The sequence below is a fragment of the Paenarthrobacter sp. NPDC089988 genome (assembly GCF_044748465.1).
GTDB lineage: Bacteria > Actinomycetota > Actinomycetes > Actinomycetales > Micrococcaceae > Arthrobacter.
The window spans coordinates 87,030-107,110 of record NZ_JBIVGD010000003.1; the positions used below are offsets into that span (position 1 = coordinate 87,030).

General features: G+C 64.5%; 19 protein-coding genes. 7 read left to right on the forward strand and 12 right to left on the reverse strand.

The features are described from left to right. Positions 1-7: 7 nt before the first annotated feature. A complete protein-coding gene (locus ACIPV6_RS05765; protein WP_400269949.1) occupies positions 8-814 on the reverse strand; it encodes an SDR family oxidoreductase in 807 nt (268 codons plus the stop codon). 162 nt (positions 815-976) lie between these two features. Between ACIPV6_RS05765 and ACIPV6_RS05770 the strand changes: the two genes are divergently transcribed. Then, positions 977-1,408, forward strand: coding sequence for a universal stress protein (locus tag ACIPV6_RS05770; protein WP_397325084.1), 432 nt, complete (start codon positions 977-979; stop codon positions 1,406-1,408). Positions 1,409-1,488: 80 nt separating this feature from the next. Here the strand turns inward: ACIPV6_RS05770 and ACIPV6_RS05775 are convergent, their stop codons facing one another. The 7 genes from ACIPV6_RS05775 to ACIPV6_RS05805 all read right to left on the reverse strand — a co-directional run bounded on the left by ACIPV6_RS05775 (position 1,489) and on the right by ACIPV6_RS05805 (position 9,733). Next, the gene (locus ACIPV6_RS05775) at positions 1,489-3,183 is read right to left on the reverse strand and encodes a thiamine pyrophosphate-binding protein (RefSeq protein WP_400269950.1); all 1,695 of its coding nucleotides are present in this window, start codon (positions 3,181-3,183) and stop codon (positions 1,489-1,491) included. After that, positions 3,180-3,986 carry a cyclase family protein gene (locus tag ACIPV6_RS05780; RefSeq protein ID WP_400269951.1) on the reverse strand — a complete coding sequence of 269 codons (807 nt, stop codon included), beginning with the start codon at positions 3,984-3,986 and terminating at the stop codon, positions 3,180-3,182. Before ACIPV6_RS05780 ends, ACIPV6_RS05775 begins: the two co-directional genes overlap by 4 nt. A 9-nt stretch (positions 3,987-3,995) precedes the next feature. Continuing rightward, on the reverse strand, positions 3,996-5,591 hold the full coding sequence (locus ACIPV6_RS05785; RefSeq protein WP_400269952.1) for a phytoene desaturase family protein: 1,596 nt from the start codon (positions 5,589-5,591) through the stop codon (positions 3,996-3,998). A 13-nt stretch (positions 5,592-5,604) separates the two neighbouring features. Beyond that, positions 5,605-7,320: a flavin reductase gene (locus tag ACIPV6_RS05790; RefSeq protein ID WP_400269953.1), complete on the reverse strand. Its 1,716-nt coding sequence runs from the start codon at positions 7,318-7,320 to the stop codon at positions 5,605-5,607. A 29-nt stretch (positions 7,321-7,349) separates the two neighbouring features. Then, positions 7,350-8,585, reverse strand: coding sequence for a styrene monooxygenase/indole monooxygenase family protein (locus tag ACIPV6_RS05795; protein ID WP_400269954.1), 1,236 nt, complete (start codon positions 8,583-8,585; stop codon positions 7,350-7,352). A gap of 58 nt (positions 8,586-8,643) precedes the next feature. After that, the gene (locus ACIPV6_RS05800) at positions 8,644-9,432 is read right to left on the reverse strand and encodes an SDR family oxidoreductase (protein WP_400269955.1); all 789 of its coding nucleotides are present in this window, start codon (positions 9,430-9,432) and stop codon (positions 8,644-8,646) included. A gap of 145 nt (positions 9,433-9,577) precedes the next feature. Continuing rightward, complete coding sequence (locus tag ACIPV6_RS05805; RefSeq protein WP_400269956.1) at positions 9,578-9,733, reverse strand: hypothetical protein; 156 nt, start codon at positions 9,731-9,733, stop codon at positions 9,578-9,580. Between the two features lie 159 nt (positions 9,734-9,892). Between ACIPV6_RS05805 and ACIPV6_RS05810 the strand changes: the two genes are divergently transcribed. Beyond that, positions 9,893-10,867 carry an AraC family transcriptional regulator gene (locus ACIPV6_RS05810; RefSeq protein ID WP_400269957.1) on the forward strand — a complete coding sequence of 325 codons (975 nt, stop codon included), beginning with the start codon at positions 9,893-9,895 and terminating at the stop codon, positions 10,865-10,867. A gap of 221 nt (positions 10,868-11,088) precedes the next feature. On the opposite strand, the gene ACIPV6_RS05815 is transcribed toward ACIPV6_RS05810, so the two are convergent. Continuing rightward, positions 11,089-11,790: a FadR/GntR family transcriptional regulator gene (locus tag ACIPV6_RS05815; protein WP_400269958.1), complete on the reverse strand. Its 702-nt coding sequence runs from the start codon at positions 11,788-11,790 to the stop codon at positions 11,089-11,091. 74 nt (positions 11,791-11,864) lie between these two features. Next, positions 11,865-12,656, reverse strand: coding sequence for an alpha/beta fold hydrolase (locus tag ACIPV6_RS05820; protein ID WP_400269959.1), 792 nt, complete (start codon positions 12,654-12,656; stop codon positions 11,865-11,867). Between the two features lie 131 nt (positions 12,657-12,787). Between ACIPV6_RS05820 and ACIPV6_RS05825 the strand changes: the two genes are divergently transcribed. The 5 genes from ACIPV6_RS05825 (at position 12,788) to ACIPV6_RS05845 (ending at position 18,130) form a co-directional block, all read left to right on the forward strand. Further along, positions 12,788-14,275, forward strand: coding sequence for a four-carbon acid sugar kinase family protein (locus ACIPV6_RS05825; protein ID WP_400269960.1), 1,488 nt, complete (start codon positions 12,788-12,790; stop codon positions 14,273-14,275). A 76-nt stretch (positions 14,276-14,351) separates the two neighbouring features. Beyond that, a complete protein-coding gene (locus ACIPV6_RS05830; protein WP_400269961.1) occupies positions 14,352-15,254 on the forward strand; it encodes an NAD(P)-dependent oxidoreductase in 903 nt (300 codons plus the stop codon). A 102-nt stretch (positions 15,255-15,356) separates the two neighbouring features. Beyond that, positions 15,357-16,823, forward strand: a complete 1,467-nt coding sequence (locus ACIPV6_RS05835) for a GntP family transporter (RefSeq protein ID WP_400269962.1) — start codon at positions 15,357-15,359, stop codon at positions 16,821-16,823. Beyond that, entirely contained in the window at positions 16,823-17,698 is an 876-nt protein-coding gene (locus tag ACIPV6_RS05840; protein WP_400269963.1) for a class II fructose-bisphosphate aldolase, read from the forward strand. Before ACIPV6_RS05835 ends, ACIPV6_RS05840 begins: the two co-directional genes overlap by 1 nt. Positions 17,699-17,737: 39 nt before the next feature. Then, complete coding sequence (locus ACIPV6_RS05845; RefSeq protein ID WP_400269964.1) at positions 17,738-18,130, forward strand: DUF1304 domain-containing protein; 393 nt, start codon at positions 17,738-17,740, stop codon at positions 18,128-18,130. A gap of 33 nt (positions 18,131-18,163) precedes the next feature. On the opposite strand, the gene ACIPV6_RS05850 is transcribed toward ACIPV6_RS05845, so the two are convergent. Beyond that, positions 18,164-18,583, reverse strand: a complete 420-nt coding sequence (locus ACIPV6_RS05850; protein WP_400269965.1) for a VOC family protein — start codon at positions 18,581-18,583, stop codon at positions 18,164-18,166. A gap of 475 nt (positions 18,584-19,058) precedes the next feature. Further along, positions 19,059-20,075: an Lrp/AsnC family transcriptional regulator gene (locus ACIPV6_RS05855; protein WP_400269966.1), complete on the reverse strand. Its 1,017-nt coding sequence runs from the start codon at positions 20,073-20,075 to the stop codon at positions 19,059-19,061. Between the last annotated feature and the right edge of the window lie 6 nt (positions 20,076-20,081).

The window sequence follows — 20,081 nt, forward strand, 5'->3', positions numbered from 1 at the left end:
TTCGGGCTTAGCTTTCGCGCCATTCATTGCTCGTAATGTGCGAGCCTGCCTGGGGTCCCATCTGTAGCATTCCGCCATCCACCGGCCACGATGCGCCGTTGACGTAGCTCGCAGCCGGGGACGCCAGGAAGGCAATGACGGCGGCGATTTCGCGGGCATCGCCCGGCCGTCCCAAGGGCACGCCCGGACGCTCCTCCTGGTGGGGATCCTGGTCCGTCTGGCCGGTCATGGGGGTGGCGATTTCCCCGGGCGCCACGTTATTGGCCGTGATTCCGTGCTCCGCGAGTTCCAAGGCCATGGTCTTGATGAGCCCGCCCAGTCCGTGCTTGGACGCATCGTAGGCGGAAGACCCAACCCGCGGCTGGAACTCGTGGACGCTGGTCACTGCGATGATGCGCCCGCCGCGGCCAGCCTGGACCATGCGCCTGGCAGCTGCCTGCATGGCCACGAACGCACCGTTGAGGTTGGTGTCCAGCGTTGACATCCAGGTTTCATAATCGAGTTCCAGGAACTTGGTTCCGTCACCGGTCCCGGAGTTGTTGACGAAGACGTCCACGCCACCGAGTTCCTCCGCGAGCTCCTCGATCGCTTCCGCAGTCTGCGCAACCTGGGTGGTGTCCACGCGCCGCACTGCGGCCTTCCGCCCCAGGTTCCTGACCTCCTGCGCTGTGTCTTCGGCGCCTTGCTGGTCCGTGTGCCAGGTGATTCCGACATCCATGCCTGCCGTGGCCAACGCAACGGCCGTGGCCCGGCCAATACCGGAATCCGAACCCGTGACGATCGCCGTCTTCGGATTGAATGATTGCCCTGCCATGATTTTGCCTTCCCTTGAGATCGGTTTTGCTTGAGCCGATACCACTACCCCTACCCGGCAGGACACGACCGTAAACAAAGGGATCCCGGCAAGTGGCGAACGCGTGTAGATTTTCTTGGAGCACCACCGGAGCACCACCCGAACCATTAATGAGGAGCACTCATGTCAGAAGTGATCGTTGTCGGCGTTGACAACAGCGAAACGGCCAAGCGGGCGGCCATTGCCGCGGCGAAGATGGCTACCGCGCTAGGAGGCGAGCTGCATGTGGTCAGCGGGTTCTCCGATGACCGCATCGAGGAATTCGGCAGCGGCAGCGACCGGATCACCGTTTCCTCGGCCGACTCCGCCGAGTACGTTGCCCGCAAAGTCTCCGAGGAACTCGATGTTCCGGAAGGCAAGGTCAAGTACTTCGCCGCCCGCGGCAACCCGGCCAGCGCGCTGATCAACTACGCCGAGACGAACAAGGCAACCCTGATCGTGGTGGGCAACAAGCGCATGAAGGGCCTGGGCCGCGTCCTGGGCAGCATCGCGAACAGCGTTGCCCACGGCGCTCCGTGCGACGTTTACATCGTGAACACGGAAGTGGACGCGTAACGATCCCAAGTAGGGACAGCACACGTTGCTATGAGTGCCCATAGCGACAGGTGCTGTCCCCCAGTTGGGCACCCGGGGCGTTAGTGGCCTTGGAAGGCCTCGGCCAGCCACCAGGATCCGCCGTCGGAGGCGATCTTGGCGTCGATGATGAGTGGTTTGGTTTGTGTTCCGGCGCGGTAGGTTGCAAGCCAGGGCTCGACGGCGGCCAGGTCACTTTTAGTTTGGACGGTCACCCCGTCCGCCCCAAACCCCCGCGCGATAGCGGCGATGTCGGTCTCGGGGAACACCACGCTGGCCAGGTCTGCTTCGGAGTGATGCCCGGCGAAGTGGTGGACTTCGGCGCCGTACGCGGCGTCGTTGTAGACGATGCACACCAGTGGCAGCTTCATCCGCACGGCGGTTTCGAGTTCGCTGATGCCCATGAGGAACCCGCCATCGCCCGCGCCGAGCACAGGCAGCCGGTCCGGTTGCGCCACGGCCGCGCCGATTGCTGTGTACAGGCCCAGCCCGATTGCCTGGAATGCCTGCGTGAAGCAGAACCCGAACTCGTCCGGCACGGCCAGATACTGGCTGGGATAGCCCATGAAGTTGCCCGAATCCACGGACACGATCCGCTCGGCTGGCAGCAACGAATCCAGTTCCCGGCTCAGGACCCTCGGGTCAATCCGCGTGGGAGTCGACAGGTCCGGGGTTTCCACGTCCCGCCACCGTGAGCCCTGCTTGATGGCCAGGGCGTTCTCTTCCGTGCGGTACTTCTCAACCGGCTCCGCCTGGACGGACCGCAAGACCGCCAGCGCATCGGCTGCGGTCAGCGCCGAATCGCCCAGCACTCCCAGCGTGATGGGCCGGTTGGCACCCAGCGAGGCGTCCTCGACGTCGACCTGGACCACCTTGGTGCCCGGCGAAATCAACCTCCCGTGCCGCATGGTCCACATGTTCAACGTGCACCCCCAACCAACAATGAGGTCCGCGCCGCTGATCAGCTCCGCCGTGAGCGGCGAGGAGAAGCCCCCGGAAATCCCGAGGTTGTGCGAATCGCCGTTGAAGAGGCCGCTTGCCACGGCCGAGGTCGCCACCAGGGCACCGGCGTGCTGTGCCAGGGCCAGGACCTCCCCACGTGCGCCCCTCCCGCCACGGCCGGCCACGAACACGGGCCTCTCCGCCGCAGCGATCAGTCCCACCAGTTCCTGGATCAGCGAAGCGTCCGACCGCACCTTGAGCGGTTGGGGTACGACGACGGCACCCACCTCGTCAGCGGCGGTGGCACTTTGGACGTCCAGCGGCAGGCTCAGGACCACCGTGCGCCGCTCGTTGACTGCGGTCCGGAACGCCCTGACCGTATCCGCAATCGCGGAAGCAGGGGAGTGGATCCGTTCGGCGACGGCGCCGACGCTGCGGGCCAGTGCATCCTGGTCGATCTTGAAATTGGATCGCGTAGCTGCGGCCTGGGTATCCGCGGTGAGCACGATCATGGGCGTGCGGCTCTTCGCTGCCTCGCCCACACCGGTGATGGCGTTGGTCAGTCCGCAGCCCTGGTGTGTGGTGACCACGCCAACTTTCCCGGACATCCGCCCGTAGGCGTCGGCCATGGTGGCGGCGCCGCCTTCGTGCCGGGCCGCCGTGAAGGGGATGCCCTCGGCCATGAGGGTGCTGGTGACATCGAAGTTGCCGCTGCCCACCACCCCGAAAACATGCCCGACGCCGAGCTTCGCCAGCGTCCGCCCGACGAGCGTGGAAACCCTGACCTGTCCGGTCACGTCCGGCTCGCCGCTCATGCCTGCTCCACCGCGCTGTTGTCCACCGCGCCCTTTTCTACCAGCGCGTACACCCGGCTCGGGCTGCCCGTGCCGCCCACAATGGGCAAGGGAGCCACCACCAGCGTGGCACCCGTAACCGGCAGGCGGTCCACGTTCCGCAGCGAGGTGACGCCGTACTTGTCCGCGCCCAGGAGGAACGAATGGACCGGGAACATCGGGTCCAGGGAACCTGCCTGTCCCGCGTCGATACCCACGGTTTCAACACCAAAACCGCTGATCGAAGCGTTGCCCGCAAGCCACTTGGCACCCGCCGCAGACACCCCGGGAGTGTGGGGACCGGCGTCGTCCGCGTTGACGAAAGCCGCAGCGTCTGAGCCCCGGGCCGCCCAACCGCTCCGGAAAATCACCCAGCAGTTCTCCGGAAAGAGCCCATGCTCGGCTTGCCACTGCTCGAAGTGCTCGGGTTCCAGGAGGAAGTCCGGATCAGCGGCAGCCTCGGCGGTCTTATCGATCACCACCAGCGGCCCCACCAGGCGGTGCGGTTCGATCCGATCCACGGACTTTCCGTCCTTGCCCGTGATCCAGTGGACCGGGGCATCCAGGTGCGTCCCGGCGTGCTCGCCCACGGTGACGTCGTTCCACGCCCAAGCCGGGCCGGCGTCGTCGAAATTGCTCACCGGAGAAACCGACAAACCGACAGTGTTCGCAAAGGGTTGCGGCAGGTTCAGGATGGGTGTTTCGGAGCTGAGCGGGGTGGTGAGGTCGATGATTTCCACCGAACCCTGGGAAAGGGCTGCGGTAAGCCCGGCCAGAACAGACATTGTTCTCTCCTATCGCGTGGTGTTCTTGGACGATTTGGACTTCAGGCGTTGGGCAACCAGATGCCCCGAACCGCCGGACAAGCCGGGGCCGGGATGCGTCGAAGCCCCGATGTGCCAGAGTCCTTTGATATGGGTATGATGCCCCGCGGCCTGCGGGAACGGGCGCCAGAGCAGGTTCTGGAAGAGCTCGGCTGAACCGCCGTACGGGTCGCCGTTCACGGCGTTCGGGTTGGCTGTTGCGAGGTCGGTCGGTGCGATGACGTCGGAGGCCAGGACCCTGGCGCTGAGGCCAGGCGCGAACTCCTCCAGCCGTTCCAGGACGCGGCGGAGGTAGCCAGCCTTGAGCTCGGGAGTCCAGCCGTCTGCCACTGACAGCTCCCCGGCCGCATCTCCAATCGGCGAGAACGGAACCTCTTGGAGCTGCAGCCACAACGTTGCCCTGCCCTCGGGGGCCCTGGACGGATCCAGGACGCACTGCTGGCCGACCACGATGGTGGGCGCGAAAGGCAGCAGCCCTGCTTCCGCCTGTGCACACGCAATACCGGTACTGTCCGAGCCGGTGCTCACATGGACCAGCGGAACCTCATTCAACCGTGGATCCAGCCATGTCACTGGCTTGTCCAAGGCAAGGTGGATCTGCATGGCACCGCGGCCGTTCTGGTACCTGTTGGCTGCAGTGGCGAGGTCTTCGGGGGCGCTGGGCAGGAGTCGCGTGTAGAGGGCCTGCGGCGAGACGTTGGCCAGCACGGTCGCCGCTTGGACGATGCCTTGCGAGGTCCGCACCCCTGTCACCGAGCCGGACGCCGAGAGGATTTCCTGGGCCTCGGCACCCAGCATGATCCGGACGCCGTTATCGCGCAGCAGGGATTCGAAAGCCGCAACGAACCGTGAGGCGCCGCCTTTCACTACGGGCAACCCGAAGCCATGCATGCTCATCGCCATGACCGGCAGCATGACGCCTCCCGTGGCCTGGTCCGGGCCGAGCCCTGCGTGCAGCAGCCAAGGGGACCAGAGCTGGTCGGTCTCCCAGCCATCGAAGCGGCTCCGCACGTAATTCCGGCCGCTCATCACAGAGTCCCTTACGAACGCTTCGTTGGCCTTGATCCGGACACTCCGCCACGCGCCGAACGCCAGTTTCGCCAGGTCCTTGAAGGAACGGAGCTCGGCCCCGAAGGCCCCAAAAACAGTGCCGGAGTGCTGGCCCAAGTCATCCAACATGGCCAGGTAGGCCGCTTGGTCCCGCGGTTCCTTGAACGCTTTCGCTGTCTCGGCAGGATCCCTGTGGGCGATGACCACACGGTGTTCTCCGGAGGCTGGATCCGCAGCGACGGAGGCCGTCATTGGACCGGAAGTGTTGCAGTATTCCAAGCCGCGCTTGTGCAGCTCGGAACCCAAAGCGGCGTAGGCTCCGCCGGAGACGAACAACGGGTGCCAGGAGGAAAAGGAATCGTGGATGAACCCGGGCAGCGTCCGTTCGCCCGAGTGGATGAAGCCCCCGAGACGGTCGGCCTGCTCGATCAGGCAAACTTTCTTCCCGTCCAGTGCCAGTTCCGCGGCGGCCACCAGGGAATTGATGCCGGAGCCGATGATGGCAACGTCGTTCATGGATCAACGCCTCTCAGAAGTCGGGGTGGCTGGCGGTGGCGTGGTACTTGCCGCTGTGGAACACCAGGGGAGCGCCGCCGTCGCTGTTGTATCTCTCTACCTCGCCAACGTAGATCACATGGTCGCCGGCATCGTGGCGCGACACCGTGCGGCACTGGAATGTTGCTACCGCTCCGTCAAGCAACGGAACGCCCGCGATGCCCTCGGAGGTAGACGCGCCCTCGAACTTGTCCGTAGCCGGCGTGGCGAACTGCCGCGAGAGGACGTGCTGGTCGCTGGCCAGTACGTTGATGGCGAAATGCGAGGCTTCCTCGAAGTCACCCAGGCTGGGAGCCCGCTTGCTGGGGCACCACAGGACCAGCGGTGGTTCCATGGAAACGGAGGTGAACGAGTTGGCTGTCATGCCCACTTTGCGGCCGTCGGGCGTCACGGTGGTGACCACGGTGACGCCGGTGGCGAACTGGCCCAGTGCACTGCGGAAGTCACGGACATCGAAGACCGAGGAATCCTCTTCCTTTCGGGCCTGCATGAAGTCGGCGGCAGCCGTCGGATCGAACCACCATGGGTACGACGTCCGCGGATCGTCGAAGCCGGCCACGATGCTGGCCGCCAGGGACGGATGCTCCGCGGCCTCGCGCAGGAGAGTCACTTGGTGGTCGCGCCGTGGCTTCAGGAGATCGTTGGTCCAGGCCACCGACCATTGGCCCCACCCCCGCCAGAACTCGTCGAACGTCCGCTCCATCCATTCACGGTCGAAAGCCTGCGGGCCGCGGCGAAGGATTGAATCGAGGTAGTACTTGGCCGCCAGCGTTGCATTGTTGGAGCCCTGCCCCGTCAGGGGATCGTTGAGGACTACGGCGTCGCCCAGTCCGAAGGCCAGGCTGCCGTTCGGCAGCTCCCCGACGGCGGACCGAACCGTAGGTGTGATGCGGCCCAGGAGCGTGGCGCCGTCGTCGGTCAGCTTGGCGTCCTGGAACGCGGCGGCCTCATGCGGGAAATGGTCGCGCAGGATCTGCAGCGAGCGCTCAAGCTGCTCTTCAGGACTTACGACGCCGGTCCAACAGTCCATGGGGCCGCCCACCACGCCCTCGAACACCATCATGCGGCAGGGGCCGGATACCGTGAGCCCCGGGAAGGTGAAGAACTCACCCACTCCCGGCGCCATGGACATCCGGATGGCGGCGGCACCGCCGTCGTTCGTTCCATCAGCGGTGACGTAGTTCAGCGCGAGGACCCGCTGCGGGCGATCGAACGGCGACTTCGCCTTGTCCCGCGGGAAGATCTGGCCGATTTCGCCCTTTCCCGTGCTGACGATGACCAGCTCGTAGTCCCGGGACAGCTCCTCGAGCATGCGCGGCGTGACCTTTTCGATGCGGAAGTCGCCTCCATTGGCCACGAACCGCTCGATCCAGTGGGCACTCTTGATGCGCTGGTCGATGGAGCGGGCCGGTCCGTCCAGCGGAGCCTCCCACTCGATGGAGTCGCCGCCTTCCACGCGGAAACGGATCGAGCCGATCTGCGGCGCTTCGGAGCCCTGGACCGCCGTGCCCATTTGCGCCTCGGCGTCGAGTGCGGTGGAGAACATGCACTGGCTGGACATGACCTTTCCGGTGCGGATTTGGGCCGCCGAGCGATCCGAGTACAGCGTGACGGAATAGCCTTGCCGCTGCAGGCCCAAAGCCAGTTGGGCGCCGGATTCGCCGGCCCCGATGATTGCAATAGTGCGCATGGTGAGTCCTTGTTAGCAGGGGCGTGCTATTAAACTTTTGCCGCTTGCAGGCTCGCGAGGTAGTCCGCGGCCTTGTCCGGGTACATGAACCACTCCTGGAATTCCGGCGGGTGGTTGAAGCCGTTGGCGAAGCGGTGGGCGATTTCCGGGGCTTGGTTGGCTGCGCCCAGGAGTTCCAGGACGTGCGGCGGGGGAGGAGCCAGCAACGCATTGGTCCACTGGGCAACGTGCTGCGCGTAATCCCAGTACCGCTCGAAGGTTGCCTGCATGAACGCGGCATCGTAGGCGCCCGCATGCTTGACGATGCTGTCCAGATACGACGCCGCGCACTTGCTCGCGTTATTGGACCCCTGCCCGGTGATGGGATCGTTCAAAACCACGACGTCGGCCAGGCCCAGTACCTGCCTGCCGCTGGGGAGTGTGGCAATCGGGTGGCGGACGGTGGGGGCAAAACGGCCCTGCAGGACGCCGTTGGGGTCGGTCAATTCCACGTCCGTGGCTCGTTCGGCCTCCCAGGGGAGGAAGGTCTTCAGGATGTTCTTGGAGTTCTCCAAGTGCTCCTCCGGCGAGAGCCCCTTCCAGGAGTCCATGGGGCCGCCGGGGACGCCTTCGAACACCATGATCTCGCAGGGACCGGTGGTGGTGAGGGCCGGGAACACGAAGTATTCGCCCACGCCAGGGATGAGGTTGAAGGAAACGGCGGAGTACTCCTCGCGGGGCTTCAGTCCTGTGACATAGGTCAGCGCAAGCGCGCGCTGCGGGGCGTCGTAGGTGCTGCGCTCGGCGTCGCGCGTAAAGAGCTGGGCGATCTCACCCTTGCCCGCGCCCACGATGACCAGTGCGGAGTTCAGCGCGTAGCGTTCCAGGTCTGCAACGCCGGCATCCTCGAACACCAATTCGCCCCCGCGCTTGGTGAACTCCTCCATGAACCTGGGGAACTTGACGCGCTGGTCGATGGACTTGGCGTGGTTGTCCAGCCTTGAGGCCCAGTTGATGGCCTTTTCACCCGGAAGTTCGGGGTGGGGGATGGTGAACGAGATGCCGTCCACTGTGGGTGCGTCCGGCCAGAAGTCGAGGCCCAGGGCCCGCTCGTGCTCCAGGGCATTGTGGAAGATGCACTGGCTTGAGGCCACTTTGCCGTCCCGGATCTCTTCCGGCGTGCGGTTGGAAATGGTGGTCACTGCGAATCCGGCGTCCAGCAGGCCAATGCCCAGCTGAAGGCCGGACTGGCCTGCGCCGACGATGGTGATGTGGCGTTGCGTCATAGTTCTGTCCTTCTGTGTAGTGGGACGTTCTTCGGAGCTGTTCGGTGAAGCTTGGTGTTCAGTCGGCGGCCAAGAGGGGAATGGCTTCTTCGGCCCGCTCGGGACCCAGGGCCGAGTAGCCGCCGTCAACGGCCCAATCGGCACCGGTCACGAAGCTGGCTTGGTCGCTTGCGAGGAACGCGACGACGTCACCCACCTCATGCGGCCGGCCTACCCGCTTGAGGGCATGGAACGGGGCTGCGACGGAGTCTGTCTTTTGGAGGTTCCCATTGCTGAGGGAATCCATGATGTTGCTCCACACCCAGCCCGGGCTCACCGAGTTGACGCGGATGTTGTCGGCTGCGAAGTCCACGGCCATGCTGCGCGTGACCTGGACGAGTGCGGCTTTGCTGGCCGGGTAGAGCCAGCGGCCGGTTTGGGCAACAGAGCTGGAGATGGACGTGAAGTTGATGATCACGCCGTGGCCGGACTTCTTGAGGTGCGGGCGGGCAGCGTTGCCGGCCATCACTGCGCTGACCAGGTTGACGTTGAGGGCCTCGAGCCAGTCGGCCCGCCCAGAGCCTGCGCCGTCGTCGTTGTACGTGCACGCGAGGTTCACCAGGATGTCCAGGCTTCCGTGCATCGCCACGGTCTCCTCGATGAGCTCCTGGATGGCGGTGTCGTCGGTGATGTCCGTGTGGGAGTAGTGAATGCGGTCGCCCAACTGTTTGGTGAGCGTGCCGCCGTCGGGGTTTATGTCGGCAACCACCACAGTGGCTCCTGCATCCCGCAGCGAGGTGACCACGCCTTGGCCCACCTTGGTTGCTCCGCCGGTGACGATTGCCGTCCTGCCTTCGAGTCCTGACATGGCCAAACCCTCTCCTTTGTGGATTGTGCTGATGCGGGACTATGACGTGGGTCATATCCGCCCTGAAAGAGACTCTAGGGAGCCGATGCGGCCCGGGAATATCCGCGTTGCGCGGGGATCATCCGGAATGCGCAGGGTTGTGGAATCAGTCGCCTGGATACTGTTCGTCGGTCTCTTCAACCCATCCCACCCACGGTGCCGCCGTCAGTCGCGTGTCCTGCTGGTGGAGCTGGCGTTCCCACTCCTCGAAGTGCCGTTCCCACTCCTGGCGCCGATCGTGGACCAATTTGATGTTCTTCACGGGTCTCACCTCCCTCCGGTGCTGTTGCGGAAATATGACGTACGTCATACTTGTTCTAAGAGCGACTTTAGGCAGCGGCTGACAGAAGGAATATCCACTTGGCGTGGGGATCATCCGGAAAGCGAAAAGCTGCGAAAAGACCCCGTAAGTAGGTGCCACATGGTGAGGATCCTTCCCCGCGACGTCCTGCGCGGGCGGCCGACGGCCATCACGGACGTCGATGAGGCGCACCAGAAAGTTGCTGAACTTTTCTGCGGCCATGAGCTCGCGCCGCGGACCAGGAAGTCTGCCGTGGATATGAAGCTGCGCTCCCTGCATCGCGGGGACGTGGGTATCGAGTTCCTGGACTACGGCGCTGATGTACGGATTGAGCCTGAGGGTCTGCAGGACTTCCATCTGGTCCAGATTCCCTTGGCGGGGCATGCGTCCATGCAGGTGGGAACCGTCACCGTGGACTCCAGTCCAAGGATGGCCACTGTCCCGCCGATCGACCGGCCCTTCTCCATGTCCTGGGATAACGGAAGTCCGCACCTGATCGTGTACGTACGCCGGACCGCCCTGGAACGGGTAGCCCTGTCGCTCAACGGTGGCTCGGAACCGCAAGGCGGGCTCGGCTACGCCATGGACCTCACAACCGCAGCCGGCAGGGCTTTCCTGAGGTCCGTCGTCGAACTTCACGACGACCTCATCAGTAAGCCGCAGGCCGCGGCGCCCGTGTTTGTGCAGGGCTTGCTGGCCGACAGTATGATGTCGCGGTTGCTGATGGCCATGGAGCCGCCCGCTGAACCGGCGCCAAGGGATGTTGAGTCCGAAAGCCGGCTCGTCCGTGAGTGCCGGGAGCTCCTGGAGCGCCACGCGTTCGAGGAACTGACTGTGCCGGACATCGCTGAGTGCCTGGGTGTTTCAGTGCGCACGCTGCAGACTGCCCTGCGCGCGGAAACCGGCGCCTCGCCGTCGGAGTTGCTGCGGTCAATCCGGCTGGACCGTGCCCGCGAAATGCTCCTGGAATCCGATCCGCGGGACCAGACGGTCACGGCAATCGCGGAACTGTGCGGCTTCACGCATCAGGGCCGGTTCTCGGCGCTGTACCTGCAGACATTCGGCGAGCTGCCCTCGGAAAGCCTGCGCCGCTGACCTGCGATACCGAGGAACACTATTGTGCGCTCAGGCGCACAACAGTGCAGCTGAACGGAACCCGGGAAACTCAAGTGATCTTACGCGCAGAATTCTCGAACGACGTCGCCAACAATTAAGAGCATGGCGCGATTCTGCCCTGAAAATCAGGGATCTCCAGGGGCCTTGTACATGCAGGATTTAAATCCATTGCACCCAACAATTAAGGCGTCCTGTGGGTGCTACGCCTCCAGCACGTACGTTTTCAGGTCGTCCAGGGTCTGCTGCATGTGGGCATCCATGGCCAGGCGGGCGTCGTGCGGGTTCCGGGAGCCAAGGGCCGACGCGATCTTCCGGTGGTGGCCGATCGCGTGCTTCTGGATCTCCGGGACAGCGGACGTCTCCGTGCGGCGGGCTTCCAGGACACGGTGCAGGGGTTCAAACAACACGGCGACGAAGACATTCCCGGAGGCGTGCAGGATGACGTCGTGGAACGCCAGATCGGCCTCCACGAAGCCGGCGACGTCGTTGACTTCGTGCGCGGCCTGCATCTTCTCGACGTGTTCTTCGAGGATGGCAAGGTCTTGGTCCGAGATTCGCTCGGCGGCAAGTTCGCACGCGCCGGTTTCGAGCATGCGGCGGAGCTCGATGAGCTGGACTGCTGCTTCCGCGTCCTTGGTTCCTTCAGACGCTGCCCTAAGGACGGCTTCCAAGGAAGCCCACTGGTTGAGCGGATTGACGAACGTTCCGCGGCCCCGCTCGACGCTGAGGATGCGCTGCGCTTCCAAGGTTTTCATGGCCTCGCGGACAGTCATGCGGCTCACCTCATGCTTGGCGCTGAGCTCAAGCTCGCCCGGGACCAGGGTCCCCGGCGGGAATTCGCCCGCAACGATCCTGTCCAGCAGCTCATCAGCAACGACGCCGACCAGCGACTTGCGCGCCATGTAGTCCCCATTTCTGTACTCCAGACCGTCCGCCTGAAGGATCTTCCTTCCCGGCGGAATGGTTGTCAGACATATTACGCTGGCGGTGGCCAGCTTGTTCTCCAAAATTCACTCAAAGTCGTTGCGCACTCACCCGGCTGCTCCCAGTGAACGTTGTGGCCCGCCCTGGGAACCGGCTTCAGTCGCCGTTTGGGCCCCTCTGCTACGAACGCCTCCATCTGCGCCATGGACCGGACCCGGTCACTGGATCCGGCGATGACCAGCAGTGGTGCCTGCACCCGCCCGGGTACTGAAGGTTCGACGCCGGTCATGGCCGCCTTCGCGCTCGCGGCCAGCACCGGGAAGGGAACGTCGAATCCTCTGCCGAGCAACTCCCTGTCCTCCGCGGCGAGGTCCCCGTACCAGGCGTCCATGAGCTTGGCGCGGGTTCTTTCGTCAAAAAAGCCCTGTTCCAGTTGTGACTCGAGAAGCTGCCGGAAACCCTCGTTTTGGGGCGCCGGCACCATGCCTACGAGGGACACTGTGGCAACGAGTTCCGGCCTGGCCGCAGCCAGCGTGAGCGAGATGCTTCCACCCATCGAGTGGCCCACCAGGTGCACAGGCCCGCGTGACTTGGCCTCGACCAGTGCAGCCATAGAAACCGCGGCGGAGTCAAGGGTCCACTCGAATCCGGCGGGCAATGCGTCCCCCGAGTGGTACCCAGGCAGGTCCACGATCCAAACCGGCCGCCCGGCGTCGAGCAGTAACGACGCCAGCGGTTCCCAATAGACCGAACCGGAGGCCCAGCCGTGGATCAACACCGCGGGAGTCTGATCCGGCGCGGGATTGTCCGGCGTCCGCACGTCCATAAAGCAGGATGCAGCCATGGTTCCAGCGTAGTGACGCGAGGCACCTTGCGCAGTCAGTAGCCGTGTGTCACACTGGCATTCAAATGTTAGATGTCTGACATCTTACATTCACAAAATTGCCACACAGATTTCCCACGATGGAGTGTCCCGTGATCCTTGAAGCCGATGTTCTGGCCGCTTTCCCCGCGGAAGTCCAGATTCCCGCGCAGCTCGTGGCCGACGCCGTTGCAGCGTCCTCTGCCGAAACAGCAAAAATCCTGGTTGTCCTGGATGACGACCCCACCGGTACGCAGTCCGTCGCCGACCTCGCGGTGCTGACCTGTTGGGACGTTGAGGACTTCACGTGGGCCTTCACCCACATCCGCGAACAGCAGACCAAGCCGGCCGTGTACGTCCTGACCAACACCCGCAGCCTGGACCCGGCAGAGGCGGCCGCCCGGAACGAAGAAATCGTCCGCAACGCCCTCGCCGCAGCCGCCGGGACCGTGAAGCTGGGCTTCGTCAGCCGCAGCGACTCGACCCTCCGCGGCCACTACCCGCTGGAGCCGGATGTCATCGCCGCCACCGTCGCCAAGGAAACCGGTGAAAGCACCGACGGTGTGGTGATCGTTCCGGCCTTCCCCGACGCCGGTCGCGTCACCATCGGCGGGGTGCACTACATGCGGGCCTCCGGAGAAAACGCCGGTGCGCTCACCCCGGTGGCTGAGACAGAGTTCGCCAAGGACGCGTCCTTCGGCTTCGCCAATTCCGAGATGGCCAAGTATGTGGAGGAGAAGTCGCAAGGACGCTTCTCCGCGGAGAACGTCATTGTCCTGGACCTGAACATCATCCGTGCAGGCGCCTCGGCACAGGATCCCGCCATTTCGGCCAAGGCCATCGCCGACGCCATCGAGTCCGCCACCGATTCCACCCCGATCGTGGCCGACATCGTCACGGAGAACGACTTCCGTGCGCTCGCCCTGGGCCTGGAAGAAGCAGAACGCCGCGGCAAGAACCTCCTCTACCGGGTGGGCCCGCCGTTCGTCCGCGGCCGCATCGGCCAGGACATCCGCGAAGCCCTCACCGGCGAAGAGGCCTACGAAGGCAACACCCCCTCCACAGCCGGCGGCTTGATCGTCGTCGGCTCCCACGTGGGCCTGACCACGCGCCAGCTCAACGTCCTCACCAAGGAGCACAGCAGCGCCCGGACCATCGAGATCGATGTCGAGAAACTGCTGACCGCAGGAGGTGACGCCTACATCGGCACCGTCGTGTCCGACGTCGTTGACGCCCTCCGCGAAGGCGACGTGATCGTCCACACCAGCCGCCTGCTCATCAAGACCGACGATCCCGCAGCGAGCCTGAAGATCGCCCGCACGGTCTCGGCCGCCGTCGTGTCCGTGGTGAACCGGACCCTGAAGACCTTCCCGCCGCGGTTCGTCATCGCCAAGGGCGGCATCACGTCATCCGACGTTGCGGCCCACGGCCTGGAAATCCGCCACGGAATCGTCCGCGGCCCCATGCTCCCTGGCATCGTCTCCCTCTGGGAACCGGTGGACGGCCCGGCGAAGGGCATCCCGTACATCGTTTTCGCGGGCAATGTTGGCGACGACCAGTCCCTCGCCCAGGTCACCCGCAAACTCAGCGCCACTTTCTAATCCCCACCTGCCCCCTAACCTCGCAAGCTCGGCCAGGGAACCCGGCAAGCGTGGGCCCTATTCAACGGAGAACACCATGACCAGCAGCAACTACACCATCACCGTCCTGGGCCTCGGCGCCATGGGCCTGCCCATGGCTACCCGCCTGGCGTCCGAGCTGACCGTGCACGGCTTCGACATCGCCGAGGCCCGCCTGGACCTCGCGGCAGCGGCCGGCATCAAGACTTTCGGTTCCGCCCGCGAAGCCTCGCAGGACGCTGACGCGCTGCTCCTCGCTGTCCGTAACGGCGAGCAACTCAACGATGTCCTCTTCGGTGAGAACGGCGTCGCTTCGGTACTGAAGCCGGGCGCCGTCGTGATCCTGGGCAGCACTGTCGGCACGGAAGCCATCCCGGCCACGGTCGCAAAGCTGGCCGAATACGGTGTGGCACTCGTGGACGCGCCGCTGTCCGGCGGGCCGAAGCGGGCCGGCGAAGGCGACCTCCTGATCGTTGTCGGCGCCGAGCCGGGTGCACTCGAAAAGGCCCGCCCCGCGCTGGAGCTCCTGGCCTCCACCCTGAGCATCGTTGGCGACAAGCCCGGCGACGGGCAGGCCCTCAAGACCGTCAACCAGCTCCTGTGCGGCGTGCACATCGCCGCCGCTGCCGAGGCGATGGCCCTCGCTGACGCCCTCGGCCTGGACCAGGCGAAGACCCTCGCCGCCCTCGAAGCCGGTGCCGCAGGCTCGTTCATGCTCTCCAACCGCGGCCCCCGCATCCTGGAGGCCTACACCGAAGACGGCGCCGAGGTCCTCAGCCGCCTGGACATCTTCGTCAAGGACATGGGCATCGTGGGCAAGGCAACCCGCGCCGCCGGCCTCGCCGCACCTGTGGCCGCCGCAGCTGAACAGCTTTACCTCCTCGGCCAGGCCCAGGGCCTCGCCGCCGCCGACGACTCCGCCGTCATCAAGGTCGTCGCGCCCGCCAAGCGCACTGCCTAAGCACCCCCAGTAAAACCCGCGACGACGGCGGTCCCCCCTTCGCCGTCGTCGCCCCTTTTCGCCGGTCTTCTAGACTGGTATGTCAAAGGAGACACTCCCCAAATGAATCCCCTCATTAACTCGTTGATGGTTCGTGCGGCCGACGCGCCCGCCATCAAGCCCGCAGTGGAGCTGGGTACTCCGCTGCTGCTGACCATCGCCGCCGCGGGCATCGCCTTGCTGCTGGTGCTGATCATCCGCTTCAAGATCCAGGCCTTCGTGGCCCTCCTTGCCGTGAGCATCCTGGTTGGTGTTGCCGCCCAGATTCCGCTCAAGGACATCTTCACGGTGGTGACCAACGGCGTTGGCAGCACCATGGGCAAGGTTGCCTTGCTTATTGCCCTCGGCGCCATCCTTGGCCGCATGATCGAGGTTTCGGGCGGCGTCCAGTCGCTGGCCACGCACTTCACCGAGAAGCTTGGGGCCAAGCGCGTCGCCATTGCCCTCACCGCTGTCGGCTTCCTCGTAGCGATTCCTGTCTTCTTCGAAGTGGGCGTCATCGTCCTGGTCCCGATCGTCTACGCCTTCGCCAAGATCGCCAACGTCCACCCCATCAAGTTCGGCCTGCCCATGGCCGGCATCATGCTGTCCATCCACGTGGCTGTTCCGCCGCACCCGGGCATCGTTGCCGGCGCCGGCGTTTTCGGTGCCGACATTGGACTCATCACGCTGATTTCCCTGATCATCTGCATTCCGCTCGGCTTCCTGTCCTACTGGGTTGCCAGCATCATGAACCGCAAGGATTACGAGCTCCTTCCCGGCGTCAAGCAGCAGGTGGACGAGTTCGGTTCCGACTCACTGGTGCACGTAGGCCACGACGGCCCCGGCGCCCGTGCCATCGCTCCGCCGCGTCCCGGCCTCATCATGTTCCTGATCGCCGCTCCGATCGTCCAGATCCTCCTCGGCACCGTCGGCACGCTGACCATTGCCAAGGACAACTACTGGTACGGCGTCGCATCGTTCATCGGCAACCCGTTCTTCGCGCTCCTCGTCGCTGTGGCGCTCTCCTTCTTCCTGCTGGCTGTGCGCCGTCACTGGTCCCTCAAGGAAACCGGCGAGATCTTCGAGGGCTCCCTGCCCCCCATCGCGTCGATCCTGATGGTGGTCGCAGCCGGCGGCGTGTTCGGTGAAGTCCTCCGCACCTCCGGTATTGGCGCCGCCCTGTCCCACACCTTGGACAGCCTTGGCCTCCCGGTGATCGTGCTCGGTTTCATCATCTCCCTCGCCCTCCGCGCCGCCCAGGGTTCTGCCACCGTAGCCATCGTGACGACGACGGGCCTCCTCACCTCCGCCGTGATGGAGGGTGGCTACTCGCCCGCACAGATTGCCGTGATCGTGATCGCCATCGGCTTTGGTGCTCTCGGCCTGTCCCACGTGACCGACGCCGGCTTCTGGACCGTGATCCGCTACTACGGCCTCACAGTCTCCGATGGCCTCAAGACCTGGACCGTCCTGACCACTATCCTCGGCCTGGCCGGCTTCGTGCTCACCTACGTTGCATGGATCCTGGTGGGAGGCCTGGCCCACTGATGCGTGTTGCACTCGATCAACTGGTCTCTTCAGCCCTCGGCTCCGGCTCGGCAGTCCCGGCGTTCACCTGCTACGACTTCACCACTGCGCTGGCCGTTGTGTCGGCGGCGGAGGAAGCCCGGCTTGGCGCCATCCTGCTGGTGGCACCGAAGACCGCGTCCACCCGGAACGGCCTGCGGCTCATCGCGGCCCTCCGCGGATTGGCCGATGCAGCGACTGTTCCCGTCTCGGTCCAGCTGGACCATGCCTCGGACCTTGCCGTGATCCGGGAATCCGTTGCCGCCGGTGCGGACGCCGTCCTGGCCGACGGTTCATCGCTGCCTTACGAGGGAAACATCGCTTTGGTTCGCGAAGTCCGTGCCATGCTGGACGCTTCCGGTCACACCGACGTCGTGCTTGAAGCGGAACTTGGCGGCCTGGCCGGCGACGAGGACAAAGCGTTCGGCGCCGCGGTGGACACGCACGACGCCGGCACTTCCGTCGCGGGTTTGACTGACCCTTCGCAGGTAGCGGACTTCGTTGAGCGCACCGGCGCGCAGCTGCTCGCCGTCGCGGTGGGGAACGTGCACGGAAAGTACAAGGGCGAGCCAAACATCCGTTGGGACGTTTTGCAGGACGTAGCATCCCGGACGGACGTTCCGCTGGTGCTCCACGGTGCTTCAGGGATCCCGGCCGATGAGCTGGCCAAGGCTCCGTCCCTGCGCGTGGGCAAGGTGAACTTCAACACCGAGCTCCGCACGGGCATCCTGTCCACGCTCGAGTCCGAAACCGCAGGTCACCGTGCTGACGGCGAGAACCTGCAGGGCCTGCTGGCACATTGGAACTCCTCGGCAGCGGGCTTCGCGGACGCCACGCTGGAGTTGCTCAGCGCCTAAGTCCAGTTGGCAGAAAAACAGGGAGGCTAGGATCAACACATGATCCTGGCCTCCCTGATTTTTGCCCTGATTGCGGCCCTGCTGCACGTGTACATCTTCATCATGGAGTCCATTACCTGGACCAAGCCAGCCACGTGGAAGCGGTTCAGCCTCACCTCGCAGGCCGACGCCGAAACCACCAAGCCGCTCGCCTACAACCAGGGTTTCTACAACCTGTTCCTGGCCATCGGTGCGCTGATCGGTATCATCGCCGTCTGGGCCGGTGCGACGCAGGTGGGCTGGACCCTCGTTTTCAGCTCGTGTGGTTCCATGCTGCTCGCTGCGCTGGTCCTCGCGGCCAGCGGGCGGAAGTACCTCCGCGCCGCCACCACGCAGGGCATCACGCCGCTGATCGCCGTCGTGCTGGGAATCCTGGCCCTGATGCTCGGCTAGGGCTACGTAGGCGCCACAACGTGGTCGTGTGGATCAGTTCTCCGGAGGTCCGGCCTGTGCTGCGGCTTCGTCCATCCACAGGACCTCCCAGTGGTGGCCGTCGAGATCCCGGAAAGCGCGGCTGTACATGAAGCCGAGGTCCTGGGCGTCGTAGGTTTCCGAGCCGCCGGCTTCGAGCGCCTTGTTGGCCAACTCGTCCACGGCTTCGCGGCTGTCCGCCGAAAGGGCGACGATGGCCGCCGTCGAGTTCTGCGTATCGGCGATGGGCTGCTTGGTGAACTCACTGAACTTCGCGTGCGTGAGCAACATGGCGTAGATCGTGTCGCTGAAGACCACGCAGGCTGCGGTTTCATCCGTGAAATTCGGGTTGATGGAGTAGCCAAGGGCGGTGTAGAACGCCTTGGACGCCTCAAGATCGCTGACAGGCAGGTTCACAAAAATGGAGGTAGTCATGGCAACGATCCTGCCGGTGTTTCGCCGAGCCGTCCAGAGCGACCCACCGACGTTCTTCCAGTAGGCGGAGGCCGCCAGCACACTGACTGGCGACCTCCGTTTCCCTACGGGATGTTGTGCCAGAACCAGCGGGCAACATCAACGACGAGTCGTATGACGTTGACAACCAGGTTCCAGGCGCCCCATGGCTCCTTGCGTTTCCGCTTGGAAGTCATGCCGGTACCTCCTCCGATTGGAACAGGACGCGGCGCGCCGTCGGGCAACTGAATATTGCGTTGACGGTGCGTGGGCCATAAACTCAAGACGTGGCGTTTTGAGGTTATGGCCCTCTTTACCGCATCAATGAGCGCACTGCTCTGAACAGGGACCCGATTGCAGTCGGGTCCATTGTTCTTTAACCGTGCAGCGGGCTGTTGCCCACATGGCATCAGACTATCGTTTCATTCGCCGCTTTCAGCGGCGCCGTTCCTGTGAATCACTGTGCCGTCCACAGCGGCAGCGGTACAACGCCCGTGCTTCGGCCGGACTCATCGAGAAGGTGGCCCAGCCGTTTGTAGGTCCGGACCACCGCTTGCCGTGAGATCACCGAACTTCCTGGCGCCCGTTCGGCAAGGTCGCGTTCGTAGGCCTGGGCTTCCAAGTAATCCCGTACCCAAAGGGTGACCACCAGGTTCTGTGTACCAAGGACCTGGGCGCTCAGCCGGCAGTTCGTTTGCGTCGCGAAGTAACGGCCAACATCGTCAACGTATTGCGCCGGAACGTTGAGCATGAGCGTCACCTCCCGCAGGCCCCTGTTCGCTGCGGTGGAGGAATCGCACCTCAGCGTCATGTAGCCGGCCGCGAGGAACCGCTCCACCCGGCGCCGTGCGGTTTGTGGTGAAACGCCGCAAGCGGCACCCAGTTCTGCCCAACTGGCGCGACCGTCGTTGGCGAGTTCTTCCAAGAGAGCGGCGTCCAAGGGATCCGGCGAGTATCCTGCCGGTGCTGATCTGGATTCCGTGGAAACCAGCCGCGCCCGCGCTGGTTCGAGGGTTCCGCTGCGCCACTCCGAGGCCTGTCGGTAGAGCTTGGTAACGAAGACGACCTCCCGATCGGTGATGCCCGCCAGCCTGGGAAAGGATCCCGTGACGATGTCCATGAGTTCCTCGTGGCTGGACGCGAAGCAATCCATGAAGATGTCGTGCGAGCCGGTGACCATCGAGACAGTGCCGAATGCGGGTTCAGCACACAGCCGCTGGATCAAGGCCTCGCTTTCGCCAGGCATTGAGGACAGTTGGATGAACGCCGACCACCCGGCGCTGAGGTAGCGCTGTCCCGGTGAGGGCGTGATCCACGCCAATCCCTGTTCGGCCAAGATGTTCCAGCGCCGGGCAACGGTAGGGGCGGAGAGCCCCAAGGCGTCCGCGATCCTGCTCCATTCGGCCCGCGGATTGATCTGCAGGGCATTCACGATTTCGAGGTCCAGCTCAGCGATCATGGCTAATTCGTGCATGACTGC